Origin of the sequence: Sulfitobacter maritimus (genome assembly GCF_013346665.1) — a bacterium.
Lineage (GTDB): Bacteria > Pseudomonadota > Alphaproteobacteria > Rhodobacterales > Rhodobacteraceae > Sulfitobacter > Sulfitobacter maritimus.
The window spans coordinates 412,164-424,242 of record NZ_JABVBB010000034.1 but is presented as its reverse complement, the minus strand read 5'-3'; the positions used below and the strand labels follow the sequence as shown (position 1 = coordinate 424,242).

Here is a 12,079-nt window from a genome sequence, read left to right as displayed (position 1 = left end):
CCCCATGAAAATCGGCATTCTGCAAACCGGCCATTCCCCCGATGAATTCCGCAAGGAGTTGGGCGATTACGGCGAGATGTTTACCAAACTGCTCGACGGCCATGATTTCGACTTTCAAATCTGGTCGGTCGTTGATGGTATCCTGCCTGACAGCGTGAGCGAGGCGGATGGCTGGCTCATCACCGGCTCGAAACACGGCGCTTATGAGGATCACGACTGGATTCCTCCGCTGGAAGATTTCATCCGCGATACCTATGCGGATGGCCGCCCGATGATCGGTGTCTGCTTTGGCCACCAGATCATTGCCCAAGCGCTTGGTGGCAAGGTTGAGAAATTCCCCAACGGCTGGTCTATCGGGCGCACCGAATATGACATGGGCGGCGAGAAGCTGGCGCTGAACGCATGGCATCAGGATCAGGTGGTGGAACTGCCAGAAGGGGCGGAGGTCGTCGCCTCATCGGATTTCTGCGCCTATGCGGCGCTTGCTTATGACAACCGCATCTGGACAGTGCAGCCGCACCCTGAGTTTGATCATGATTTCATCGACGGTCTGATCAAAACCCGTGGCAAAGGCGTGGTGCCAGACCACCAGCTTGAACAGGCGACCGCTGCCTTAGGCGGCCCGATTGATAACCATAAAATCGCGGACCAAATGGCCGCATTCTTTAAAGACAACAGGAAAGAGAGGGCCTGATGGCCGACGATTGGACAGAGGCATTACCCGAAGCGGCGCGCGCTTATCTGGAGGGCCGTCGGTTGGACGAAGTGGAATGTATCATTCCCGACCTACCCGGCATTGCCCGCGGCAAGGCGGTTCCGGCGTCCAAATTCGCCCGGCAGGATTACTTCCACCTGCCTGACAGTATCTTTTACCAGACCATCACTGGCGAATGGGGCGAAGCGGCAGGGGAAGACGGGTTCATCGAAAAAGATATGATCCTGCGCCCGGACATGGAAACGGCCACCGCCGCCCCTTGGACGGGGGATTGGACACTTCAGGTGATCCACGACGCTTTTGATCGCAACGATGAGCCGGTGCCCTATTCGCCGCGCAACGTGCTCAAACGCGTGGTGCAACTCTACCGCGACAAGGGCTGGGAGCCGGTGGTGGCGCCTGAGATGGAATTCTTCCTAGTGGCGCGCAACATTGACCCGGCCAAGGAAATCCAGCCGATGATGGGCCGTTCGGGCCGCCCCGCCGCCGCGCGGCAGGCCTATTCGATGACCGCTGTGGATGAATTCGGCCCCGTCATCGACGACATCTATGACTTTGCCGAGGCGCAGGGGTTCGAGATCGACGGCATTACCCAAGAGGGCGGCGCAGGCCAGCTGGAGATTAACCTGCAACACGGTGATCCGGTACGGCTGGCGGATGAGGTCTTCTACTTCAAACGCCTGATCCGCGAAGCGGCGATGCGGCACGAATGCTATGCCACCTTTATGGCCAAGCCGATCGCGGATGAGCCGGGCAGCGCCATGCATATCCATCACTCGGTGTTGGACGTGAAAACCGGCGAGAACATCTTTGCCAATGCCGACGGTGAAGAGACAGCACCTTTCAAACATTTCATCGCCGGCTTGCAAAACCACATGCCAAGCGCTTTGGCGGTAATCGCGCCTTACGTGAACTCCTACCGCCGCTACGTCAAAGACCATGCCGCCCCCATCAACCTTGAATGGGGCCGCGACAACCGCACCACCGGAATCCGCGTGCCGCTCTCGGGGCCGAAATCGCGCCGGGTGGAAAACCGGCTCGCCGGGATGGACTGCAACCCCTACCTTGGGATCGCCGCCAGCCTTGCCTGCGGTTATCTGGGTCTGACGCAACAGAAAGACCCGCTGGCCGAGTTCAAAGGCGACGCCTATGTCGGCGAAGGGGACATTCCGCAGGTTCTGGGCGAAGCGCTTGATCTGTTCGAAGGAGCCACCGAGTTGCACGAGGTTCTTGGCCCCGATTTTGCCCGCGTCTATTCCATCGTGAAACGCGCAGAATACGAGGAGTTTCTACAGGTAATCTCGCCTTGGGAACGTGAACATCTGCTGATGAACGTCTAAAGCCCGGAGGCCCCTCGTGAACCTGCTCTACGCCAATGATGTCCCCGGCCAATACCCAGCCAGCTGGTATGCCGCGACCGCCACGCCGCACAAACCGCACCCGCCTTTGCAAGGCGATGTAAAAGCCGATGTTTGCGTGGTCGGCGGCGGCTACACCGGACTGTCAGCGGCCCTGCATCTGGCCGAAGCCGGGCGCGACGTGGTTTTGATCGACGCGCAGCGTGTGGGCTTTGGCGCATCGGGGCGCAATGGCGGGCAGTTGGGATCGGGCCAGCGTGTTGAGCAGGACGGTCTGGAAAAGATGCTGGGGCCGGAACATGCGGCCAAACTTTGGGAGATGGGGCAAGAGGCCAAAGCGCTGGTCAAATCTCTGATCAAGACCCACGAGATTGAGTGCCACCTGAAACCGGGCGTGGCTTGGACAGGATCAACCGCCTCTGACGTGCGGCATCTGCATGACTATGCGGAACATCTGCAACAGCGCTACAGCTACGACGAGATCGAGGTGCTGGACCACGAAGCCCTGCAAGCGGTCTGCCCCTCCCCCGATTACAAGGGCGGCGTATTGGATATGGGTGCGGCCCATCTGCATCCGCTGAACTATGCACTTGGCCTTGCCCGTGCCGCCGCTGCCGCGGGCGTGCGCATCTTTGAAAACAGCCCCGCGCATGACATCGTCGAAGGGCAAAAGACCATTGTTCATTGCCCCACCGGCAGCGTAACCGCAGATCATGTAGTGCTGGCCTGTAACGGCTATCTGGGGACGCTCAACGGTGAAGTTGCGGCGAAAGTCATGCCGATCAACAATTTCATCGCCGCGACCGAACCGCTTGGCGATCGCATCAAAGACGTGCTGCCGCGCGACGTGGCCGTGGCTGACAGCCGTTTTGTGGTCAACTACTTCCGACTGTCACATGATGGGCGGCTGCTTTTCGGTGGCGGTGAGAGTTATGGCTACCGCTTTCCGCAGGACATCGCCGCCAAAGTGCGCAAACCGATGTCGCAGATCTTCCCACAGCTGAAGGACCTGAAAATCGACTACGCATGGGGCGGCACCTTGGGCATCACCATGAAGCGCCTGCCCTATGTCGCGCGGGTTGCGCCCAATATCCTGTCAGCGTCGGGCTATTCCGGCCACGGTGTCGGCACTGCGACGCATGCGGGCTATCTTATGGCGAAAGCCATCGAAGGGGAGACCGACGGGTTCGACACAATGGCGGCAATCCCGGCCACGCCCTTCCCCGGCGGCCCCGCGATGCGCAGCCCGCTTTTGGCGCTCGCGATGGTTTGGTACGCCACGCGGGACCGGTTGGGGCTCTGACACCTTATAGGGGAAACTGCTTGGTGCCGGGTCGGCTTTGTTTTACAACGCTGAAAACCACTGTTCAGGATTGTTAAACATGGCATTGCCCGACATGCACAAGGCCGAGCCGATCCCCGCCGAGGCCGAGGCTGCGATTGCGGAACTGCTGCAAAGCGGTGATCTGTTTCGCTATACCGCTGCCGAAAACGCGCCTGTATCCCTGCTGGAAACTGAGTTTGCGAAGATGATGGGCAGCCGCTACGCGCTGGCTGTCTCCTCTTGCTCTGCCGCTTTGTTCCTGTCGCTCTTGGCGCTGGATTTGCCCAAAGACGCACGCGTGCTGATCCCCGGCTTTACCTTTGCCGCTGTGCCTTCGGCGGTGATCCACGCGGGCTACACTCCGGTGCTGTGCGAAGTGGGCGAGAACTACCGCGTCGATCTTGGGGATTTTGCCGCCAAGCTCGATGGCATCAGTGCTGTGATTATCAGCCATATGCGCGGTCACACCTCTGACATGGACGCGATCATGGACCTGTGCAGCGCCGCTGGTGTGCCGGTGATCGAAGACGCGGCCCATTCGCTCGGCACGCTTTGGCAGGGGCGCAAGATCGGGACGATTGGCGATATCGGCTGTTTTTCGTTCCAGTCCTACAAGATGATTAACGCGGGCGAAGGTGGCATCCTGATCACCGACGACCCCGACCTCGTGGCGCGTGCGATCATCATGTCGGGCGCTTATGAGCACAATTGGAAGAAACACGCCGCGGTACAGGACAGCTTTGCCAAATGGCAGAACCAATTGCCGCTTTACAACCTGCGCATGTCGAACCTGTCGGCTGCAATCATCCGCCCCCAGCTTGCTCATCTGCCGCGTCGGGTGGCGGCGGGCTTGCGCAACCATGACCACATGGCCGCGCGTCTGTCGGCCTCGCCCCTGATTGAGGTGCCATCCCCCCTGCCCGGCGAAACCCGCGCGCCGGACTCCATCCAGTTCAATCTGGTCAATTTGTCCGATACTGCGATCCGGGCCTTCGCCGAAGCGGCGGATAAAGCGGGCGTGAAGGTGCAGGTTTTCGGGCAAAGCACTGACAATGCGCGGGCCTTTTGGAACTGGCAATTCATCAAAGACCTGCCCGACCTGCCGCGCACCCGCGCGATGCTCATGCGGGCCTGTGACATCCGCCTGCCAGTGCAGTTGACCCTTGCCGAGATCGACGCGGTCGCTGATGTGATCCTGCATGTGCTGGCGGAAATTGCCGAAGCCAAAGCGGCCTAAACTGTCGCTATCAAAACGAAGGGGCCATTGGCCCCCTCAAAATTCTTTCGCACTGTATCTGGCCTAGAGCAATAAAAGGTCAGCTCATTTTCGAAAGCTTGTCCTGCAACTCGGCCAGCTGCTTTTTGATCGCGTTGAGATCATCGCCCTGACCGGACGGGTTGTCGGATTTTTCGGGAGTGGTGGACTTTGCCCAGCCCCCGGTCATCGCCTTCATAAACGCCTCTTGCTGCGCCTGCATTGCTTCCATGCCGGGCATTTTGGCCATCGGGTTCATCGCGCTCATGTTCTCCACGACCTTACTCTGACCATCCCGCAGCATGTCAAAGGACGCCTGCAAAAACTGTGGAACGACGGAAACATTGCCGGACATATAGCTGCGCACCAGATCGGTCAGGACATCTACGGGCAAGACCGCCTCGCCCCGGCTTTCGTGCTCTGCAATGATTTGCAGTAGGTACTGTCGGGTCAGGTCATCGCCGGATTTCAGATCAACGATCTGCACTTCACGGCCATCGCGGATAAATCCTGCAATATCTTCCAGCGTCACATAGTCGCTGGTTTCGGTGTTGTAGAGCCTGCGGCTGGCATAGCGTTTGATCAACAAGGGTTTTGGTTTGTCCGCCATGATATTCCTCCCGGCCAGTGGTGCTGCGGTGCAGCTTAGGACAGGGATCGGCAAATAGAAAGGGCGCATAGCAAAAGGGGGCCGGCCCTTGCGGACCCGCCCCCTCGTCTTTCTTCACTCACCGCGGCACAGCCGCGCCGATGCTTATTTCGCGGCAGGCTTTTGCGCTGCGGTCTGCACTGTCTCAGCAGCTTTGGTGGTCGCCGTGGTCGCGTCGGCTTTGATGTCTTTACCGGCAGCCATCATCAGCTCAACAGTGTCCATCTGAACCTTTTTCGCGACTTCAGCGAAAGCGGCCATATGCTCAGCGGCGGCTTCGGCAGAAGCGGAAGCGAACTCGGTCATTGCTTTCGCGTAGTCGGTCGGCTCGTTTTTGGCCGAGGTCATGGCGGTCAGACGTGTCAGCGTGTCTTTGGTCCAAGCCGAAGAAATGTCGGCGGATTTGTCAGCGGCGTCGAACGCAACGCTGGACAGCTTTTCGTTCAGGGTTGCTGTGCTTTTGAAAGCATCCTGCATGGCGGAATTGTCCATTGGGAATGCGCCCAGAACGTCTTTGAACATCGCGGTCATATCGGGTGTCTTGGTCATGTCTCTATCCTTTGTAACTGCATTTGCAGGGGAGCGGGAGCAGACCCACTCGTTTCGCGTCTGACCACAATATAGATGCCGCACCGCAGCATTTCAAGTGTTTTTTCTGCGATGCAGCATAAAGGCGAAAGCTGCTTAAACGTCCTGCAAGATCAACCGCTTGCCTTGCGCGCGACATAGGTGCCCGGGGCATCCGCCAAAATTTCCCGCCCACCGTCGCCGGGGAATCGTGCTGGGACCTGCTTGCCTGCGCGCTTGTTCAGCCACTTCCCCCACCGCGGCCACCATGAGCCTTCGTGGAACTTCGCCGCTTCCAGCCATGCCGCATAATCCTGCGTCAGATCGCCGTTGACGTAGTGTCCGTATTTGTTGCGGCTTGGTGGATTGACGATGCCCGCGATATGGCCCGATTGGGTCATAATAAAGGTCTTGTCCTCTGACCCCATCTTTTGCACACCACGAAAGCAGTCCTTCCAAGGCGCGATGTGATCCGTCTCGCAGGCTACCGCACAGAGCGGTACGTCGATATCGCTCAGTTCAAGGCGATGCCCCATCAGGTCAAACCCGCCATCGGCCAACTCGTTACGCTGACACAGCCCGCGCAGGTACTGCATCGCCATTTTGCCGGGGAGGTTCGCCCCGTCCCCGTTCCAATAGAGCAGATCAAACGCAGGCGGGGTTTCTCCCATCATGTAGCTGCGCACTGCCGGACCGTAGACAAGGTCATGCGAGCGCAGAAATGAGAAAGTGCGGGCCATGACGACCGATGGCAAGATACCCTTGTCCGCAGTCTCCGCCTCGATCCCGTCGATAAAGTCATTGGTCAGGAAGGGCTGGAACTCGCCCTGATCGGAAAAATCGGTCAGCGCGGTAAAGAATGTTGCGGATTTGATAGAGGGGTCATTGCGTTGTTTCAGCAGCGACAGCGTCAGCGCGAGCGTCGTCCCAGCGATACAATAGCCCACGACGTTGATCCGCTTTTCACGGGTGATCGCTTTGACCTCTTCAATCGCGGTGAGATAGCCCTCTTCGACGTAATCCTCCATCCCGACATCGGCATAACTGGCATCAGGGTTGATCCAAGATACGACAAAGAGCGTATGGCCCTGATCGACCAGCCATTTCACAAGGCTGTTCTGCGCCTTGAGGTCGAGGATGTAGTATTTGTTGATCCAAGGCGGGAAGATCAGCAGCGGGGTCTTATGCACCTCATCGGTGCTGGGCGTATATTGGATCAACTCGAACATGCGGTTGCGAAACACCACTTTGCCGGGGGTGGTGGCAATGTTGCGGCCTAGTTCAAAGGCACTGTCGTCAGCCAGTCTGACCACCAGCTCCCCATTATTGGCCTCAAGGTCAGAGATCATATTCTCCAACCCTTTGACGAGGCTCTCGCCCTCGGTCTCCACCGCGCGTTCCAGCGCATCGGGGTTGGTGGCGAGGAAATTCGTGGGCGACATCATCGCGATGATTTGCTGGGTGAAGTAGATCAGCCGGTTCTTTTCAGCGGGGTCCATATCCACGGCATCGTCGACCGCTTGGCGCAGAGCTTCGGCGTTGATTAGGTACTGCTGCTTGATAAAGCTGAAATAGGGGTGGGTTTGCCACAGCGGATTGGTAAAGCGCTTGTCTTGCGGAGCCTCTTCCTGCGGTGCAGCAAAATCGCCCTTGGCCAAGGCTTGCTGTGTTTCCATAAAGTGGGTGACGGATTTGCTCCAATAGCCCATTTGATGCTCCATCAGACGGGCCGGGTTGGTCATTGCCTCAGACCAATAGGACTGGGCTGCCTTGGCAAAGAGCTCTTGATTGGGGCCATCCAGCGCAGGTTGATGCCCTTTACGTGAGGTCAAGACGCGGGTCAGACGCTCCGTTAACTGTTCAACTTTCTGCAAATTCTGCGCCATTCGCGTCAGAGCGGCCGGGTCCGTGGGATCTGAAGTGGTAGATTCTGTTGTCATCTTAACCTTTCCCTCCTATCTTCGCAGGTGCAGCATAAAGGAGCCCCGCATGCGCTATATGGCCACCTACGACATGATGGAATCCATCCGGAACACCAACCAATGGCTCGGCGCCTCCGCCCTCGCTATGGCATCCTACCCCGGTTTCTCGATGTTTCCAAACCCTGCGATGGAATGGCTTGCCGCTTGGGGCGAAGTGACTGAACGCAGCTTTGCGCGGATGGTGGTGAAACCTGATTGGAACATTCCTCCGGTCGTCGGCCCCAACGGGCAGGACCGTCTGGTTAGCATTGAGCCGGTAGAGAGACGCGCGTTTGGCGATCTGCTGCGGTTCTCCGTCCAAGGGCGCGAAGACACAGGCCGCAAGGTTTTGCTCGTTGCTCCGATGTCTGGTCACTATGCGACCCTCCTGCGCTCCACCGTGATCTCCCTGCTGCCCGATTGCGACGTCTATGTGACAGACTGGCACAACGCGCGTGATATTCCAGTTAGTGCGGGCAAATTCGATATCGAGGATTACACCCTCTATCTGGTTGATTTCATGCGCGCGCTTGGGCCTGACACCCATGTGATCGCGGTCTGTCAGCCAGCACCGCTGGCGCTGGCGGCCACCGCCTATCTGGCCGAGGAAGACCCCGAAACGCAGCCGCGCACGCTGACGCTGATCGGTGGGCCGATTGATCCTGATGCCACGCCTACGGATGTGACCGACTTTGGCCATAGCGTGACGATGGGGCAGCTCGAACAGTTGATGATCCAGCGCGTCGGCTTCAAATATGCAGGCGTGGGGCGCAAGGTGTATCCCGGCTTGTTGCAGTTGGCGTCCTTCATCTCAATGAACAACGACACGCACCGCGACGCCTTTGCCAATCAGATCACCCGCGTGGCGCAGAAGGTCGCGCAGGAGCATGACAAGCACAACAAATTCTACGACGAGTATCTCGCCGTGATGGACATGCCGGCGGAGTTCTACCTTTCCACCGTGCAGCGCGTGTTCAAAGAACGCGAGATCGCGCGGAATGTCTTTACCGTGGCCGGTCGCCCGGTCGATATTGGCAAGATCACCACCGTGGCAGTCAAGACCGTTGAGGGCAGCAAAGACGACATATCGGCCCCCGGCCAGTGTATTGCGGCACTTGATCTGCTTACCGGCCTGCCGGATTCCAAGAAAGCCAGCCATCTTGAGGACGGCGCGGGTCACTACGGTATCTTTGCGGGCAAAAGCTGGCGCAATAACATCCGCCCGCTGGTGCTGGATTTCATTGACGCGAACAACGGCGCAAGCAAGCCGCAGAAACCGCGCCGATCCAAAGCGGCTTAAGCGCGGCTTATTGAAGGACCAGAGGCTGCTGCATCCAGTCGCGTAGCGCGGCGGTGGTGGCCTCGGGTTGTTCAAGGCTTGGCAGATGGCCTGCATCTGCCAGCACGTCGAGCGTTGCATAGGGGATCAGTTCGGCCATGAAGTTGTGGCGTTTGACCGGGCAGATCGCGTCATGCTCCCCACAAAGAACCAAGGCCGGGATTTTACACTTGCCCAGGGTCGGCTGCTGATCCCGTCGCCGCTGCAAGGCCCGCGACTGCTGTACAAAGACCTCAGGGCCAAGGCTCTCGGCCATTTCCATCGCCTGCGCCAGCACAGCGTTGCGTTGTGGTCCCGGCGCCAAGAACCCGGAGGCCATGCGATTTTGCATGACTTCCGACAGACGCCCTGATTGCGCCGCGATGATCTGCGGCTCCCGGTCGGCGGCAATGGCGGGCAGTTCGGGCAAGACCTGCGTCGCCAGAAGCGCGATCCGGCTGACACGGTCCGGCGCGCGACGCAGCAGTTCAAGCGCGACCACGCCGCCCATGCCCTGCCCCGCCAGAGCAAAGCGCGGCGGCAGTTGATCAAGCAGGCCCGATGCGATTTCCTCAATCCGTTCACCTTGGGTGACCGGCCCGAGCACGACTGTCGTGCTACCTGACAAAGCGGTGATCTGCGGCGCGAAAACACGCGCGTCGCACATCATACCGGGAAGAAGGACCAGCGGCTCACGCATGACGAAAGCGCGTGGCAAGCTGCATGGGGTGGGGTGATGTTGCGAACATGCCGTCTCCTGTCTTTGGCGCTGCTTTAACACGCGACTTTCGCATCAGAAATCTCACGCCCAACGCATCGGCGGTTCCGCGCTACCTGCTGGGTGACACGTCGTTCACTGCGTCGGTGATAAGCCGCAGACAGGTCTCGTCCGAGAACCGGTGATCGGCGTCCTTCACCAAGGTCAGCCGCATGTCAGGGCTGCGCGCATGGTCCAGCAGCCGCACCGCCGTGGCCGTGCTAACCGCGGTATCGGCGGTGCCCTGCAACAGCCGCACCGGAAACGGCAGTTCAAGCGGGCTGCGCAGCACCAACCGATTGCGGCCATCTTCGATCATTCGCTTGGTGATGATATAGGGTTCCATATAGTCCGAGGGCAGTTCGACCTGTCCAACCTCGGCCAAGGTCTGTTTTTGCGCCTCAGTGAAATTGGCCCAATAGCCATCTTCGGTGAAATCGGGGGCCGCGGCGATGCCCACCATCCCGACGATCCGCTCCGGCATGGCCCGCGCCAGCAGCAGCGCCTGCCAACCGCCCATCGAAGAGCCGACAATGACCAGCGGCCCCTCCGTCAACGCATCGACCGCCGCCAGTGTGTCCTCGTGCCAGTCACCGATGCAGCCGTCGGTAAACTGACCCGAAGACTCCCCATGCCCCGAATAGTCAAACCGCAGAAATGCCCGCCCTTCGCGCCGCGCCCAGTCCTCTAGGAACACGGCCTTGGTCCCCATCATGTCGGACTTCAGACCGCCGAGAAAAACCACGCAAGGCCCCTGCCCCGCGCTGTAGTGATATGCAATGCGCCGCCCTTGGGGCGTGTCGATGAATTGGGTCTGTGCCATGATGCCTCCGTCTTTGCGCCAATCCTGCGCGGCGCGGCGATAGAGGGCAAGTCAGCCGTCGCCGAGATGCTCGACCTCCGGCAGCCAATGGGCCGCGACGGCTGCAGCGGCTGCCATGAGTGCGAACAGCACCAAAGTCGCCTGCGGCCCGATCAACGCGGCCCCGCCGCCCAGCACCCCGGCGAGCAAGAGCAGCAGGCCGATCACCGTATTGCTTACCGCGGCATAGGCGGCGCGGTTGTCCTTGGGCGCCATATCGACCAGATAGGTTGAGCGGCCCTGTCGCACACCGTGGTAGGCAATCATCAGGATGAAGAGCACAGCGGGCATCGCCCAAACCGCCTCGGCCAGCCCGATGAACCACAGCGCCACTGCCAGCACCATCGCCAACGCTCCGACGACGCCGGTCAGCATCAAGACCCGGCGGCTCGACATATCCGACAGCCGGCCCCAGACATAAGAGCTGACCAGCGACGCCAGCGCCGAGGCCAGCACAAGCGCGCCCAATTGGCCCAGCTGCCCGCCCTCAGACGATCCGGCCAGCACTACGAGATAGGGCGGCGCGAGCGCGGTGGAGACCAAGAGCCCCCGCACCAGAATGAATAGCCAAAGGTCTCGGTTGCCCTTTAGCAGCGCGAAGTCGACACCTTTGTTGTTCTCAGTCTCGCTCGGGCTTTCTTCCATCGTAGCAAACAACAGCGCCGCTGCGATCCATAGGCCCGCCGCCAGCGCAATCGCCGCGATCACCACGCCCCGGCTTTGGAAAAGCCCGGACATCAGCAACCCGGCGAAAATCACCACGCCGACAGAAGACACCGAGCCCGCCATCCCTGTCACCGCGCCGCGCCGGGTCTTGCCTACGGTCTTGCCCAAAATCTCTTTGAAGGACACAGAACAAGCCGCGCGGCAGACCGCCAAAACCGCCAGTGCGGCGATCACAGCATAGCCCGCTGTGGCACCTTCAAGGCTCAGCGCCGCCAGCGCGATCAGCGCCGCCGCCACCCCCTGCCCGACCGAGCCCCAAACCCAAGCCCATTTGCGCCGGGCCATGCGTTGCACCATCCCCGCGAGGGCGATCTGCGGCAGCAGTGACCCCGCCTCGCGCACCGGGACTAGCGCCCCCGCAAAGACGGCTGGCGCACCTAATGCACTCAGCAGCCACGCCAGCACCAGTTTCGGGTCGATCAGCCCATCCGCCACTTTGGTCATCGACAGCGATACAATATGGCGCAGCCCATTGCGCGCTTCGGCCTGCTGGGCGGCATCGTCCAGCCCCGGAGCGGGATCTTCCGCCCCAGAGATCGTCGCGAAAGCGCGGTCTGCCGTGTCGTTTTGCATCTGTCATGTCCCTC

The 12,079-nt window shown here is 60.0% G+C and carries 11 protein-coding genes; 5 read left to right on the top strand and 6 right to left on the bottom strand.

The genetic code is table 11. The features are described 5' to 3' along the window. The first annotated feature begins 4 nt into the window (after positions 1–4). The 4 genes from HTT03_RS12210 (at position 5) to HTT03_RS12195 (ending at position 4,634) form a co-directional block, all read left to right on the top strand. Positions 5–694 (top strand): type 1 glutamine amidotransferase, encoded by a 690-nt coding sequence (locus HTT03_RS12210; RefSeq protein WP_174860052.1) that lies wholly within the window; start codon positions 5–7, stop codon positions 692–694. After that, on the top strand, positions 694–2,055 hold the full coding sequence (locus tag HTT03_RS12205) for a glutamine synthetase family protein (protein WP_174860051.1): 1,362 nt from the start codon (positions 694–696) through the stop codon (positions 2,053–2,055). The genes HTT03_RS12210 and HTT03_RS12205 overlap by 1 nt, the downstream gene beginning before the upstream one ends. A 16-nt stretch (positions 2,056–2,071) precedes the next feature. Next, positions 2,072–3,376, top strand: a complete 1,305-nt coding sequence (locus HTT03_RS12200; protein WP_174860050.1) for an FAD-dependent oxidoreductase — start codon at positions 2,072–2,074, stop codon at positions 3,374–3,376. Positions 3,377–3,455: 79 nt separating this feature from the next. After that, complete coding sequence (locus HTT03_RS12195; RefSeq protein ID WP_174860049.1) at positions 3,456–4,634, top strand: DegT/DnrJ/EryC1/StrS family aminotransferase; 1,179 nt, start codon at positions 3,456–3,458, stop codon at positions 4,632–4,634. Between the two features lie 79 nt (positions 4,635–4,713). On the opposite strand, the gene phaR is transcribed toward HTT03_RS12195, so the two are convergent. The 3 genes from phaR to phaC all read right to left on the bottom strand — a co-directional run bounded on the left by phaR (position 4,714) and on the right by phaC (position 7,808). After that, positions 4,714–5,262 carry a polyhydroxyalkanoate synthesis repressor PhaR gene (phaR, locus tag HTT03_RS12190; protein ID WP_174860048.1) on the bottom strand — a complete coding sequence of 183 codons (549 nt, stop codon included), beginning with the start codon at positions 5,260–5,262 and terminating at the stop codon, positions 4,714–4,716. A gap of 144 nt (positions 5,263–5,406) precedes the next feature. Beyond that, positions 5,407–5,850 carry a phasin family protein gene (locus HTT03_RS12185; RefSeq protein WP_174860046.1) on the bottom strand — a complete coding sequence of 148 codons (444 nt, stop codon included), beginning with the start codon at positions 5,848–5,850 and terminating at the stop codon, positions 5,407–5,409. A 152-nt stretch (positions 5,851–6,002) separates the two neighbouring features. After that, positions 6,003–7,808: a class I poly(R)-hydroxyalkanoic acid synthase gene (phaC, locus tag HTT03_RS12180; protein WP_174860044.1), complete on the bottom strand. Its 1,806-nt coding sequence runs from the start codon at positions 7,806–7,808 to the stop codon at positions 6,003–6,005. A 49-nt stretch (positions 7,809–7,857) separates the two neighbouring features. Here phaC and phaZ point away from each other — a divergent pair, with 49 nt between their 5' ends. Next, positions 7,858–9,129 (top strand): polyhydroxyalkanoate depolymerase, encoded by a 1,272-nt coding sequence (phaZ, locus tag HTT03_RS12175; RefSeq protein ID WP_174860043.1) that lies wholly within the window; start codon positions 7,858–7,860, stop codon positions 9,127–9,129. A gap of 7 nt (positions 9,130–9,136) precedes the next feature. Here the strand turns inward: phaZ and HTT03_RS12170 are convergent, their stop codons facing one another. The 3 genes from HTT03_RS12170 to HTT03_RS12160 all read right to left on the bottom strand — a co-directional run bounded on the left by HTT03_RS12170 (position 9,137) and on the right by HTT03_RS12160 (position 12,065). Continuing rightward, complete coding sequence (locus tag HTT03_RS12170; protein WP_174860042.1) at positions 9,137–9,847, bottom strand: alpha/beta fold hydrolase; 711 nt, start codon at positions 9,845–9,847, stop codon at positions 9,137–9,139. A 130-nt stretch (positions 9,848–9,977) separates the two neighbouring features. Further along, positions 9,978–10,727 (bottom strand): alpha/beta fold hydrolase, encoded by a 750-nt coding sequence (locus HTT03_RS12165; RefSeq protein WP_174860041.1) that lies wholly within the window; start codon positions 10,725–10,727, stop codon positions 9,978–9,980. 51 nt (positions 10,728–10,778) lie between these two features. Next, entirely contained in the window at positions 10,779–12,065 is a 1,287-nt protein-coding gene (locus tag HTT03_RS12160; protein ID WP_174860040.1) for an MFS transporter, read from the bottom strand. Positions 12,066–12,079: the final 14 nt, after the last annotated feature.

What these genes read in the sequence shown, in the direction of transcription:
- HTT03_RS12185 (WP_174860046.1), bottom strand. Translation starts at nt 5,850, where the DNA reads ATGACCAAGACACCCGATATGACCGCGATGTTCAAAGACGTTCTGGGC.
- phaZ (WP_174860043.1), top strand. Translation starts at nt 7,858, where the DNA reads ATGCGCTATATGGCCACCTACGACATGATGGAATCCATCCGGAACACC.
- phaR (WP_174860048.1), bottom strand. Translation starts at nt 5,262, where the DNA reads ATGGCGGACAAACCAAAACCCTTGTTGATCAAACGCTATGCCAGCCGC.
- HTT03_RS12210 (WP_174860052.1), top strand. Translation starts at nt 5, where the DNA reads ATGAAAATCGGCATTCTGCAAACCGGCCATTCCCCCGATGAATTCCGC.
- HTT03_RS12160 (WP_174860040.1), bottom strand. Translation starts at nt 12,065, where the DNA reads ATGCAAAACGACACGGCAGACCGCGCTTTCGCGACGATCTCTGGGGCG.
- HTT03_RS12205 (WP_174860051.1), top strand. Translation starts at nt 694, where the DNA reads ATGGCCGACGATTGGACAGAGGCATTACCCGAAGCGGCGCGCGCTTAT.
- HTT03_RS12165 (WP_174860041.1), bottom strand. Translation starts at nt 10,727, where the DNA reads ATGGCACAGACCCAATTCATCGACACGCCCCAAGGGCGGCGCATTGCA.
- HTT03_RS12195 (WP_174860049.1), top strand. Translation starts at nt 3,456, where the DNA reads ATGGCATTGCCCGACATGCACAAGGCCGAGCCGATCCCCGCCGAGGCC.
- phaC (WP_174860044.1), bottom strand. Translation starts at nt 7,808, where the DNA reads ATGACAACAGAATCTACCACTTCAGATCCCACGGACCCGGCCGCTCTG.
- HTT03_RS12170 (WP_174860042.1), bottom strand. Translation starts at nt 9,847, where the DNA reads ATGCGTGAGCCGCTGGTCCTTCTTCCCGGTATGATGTGCGACGCGCGT.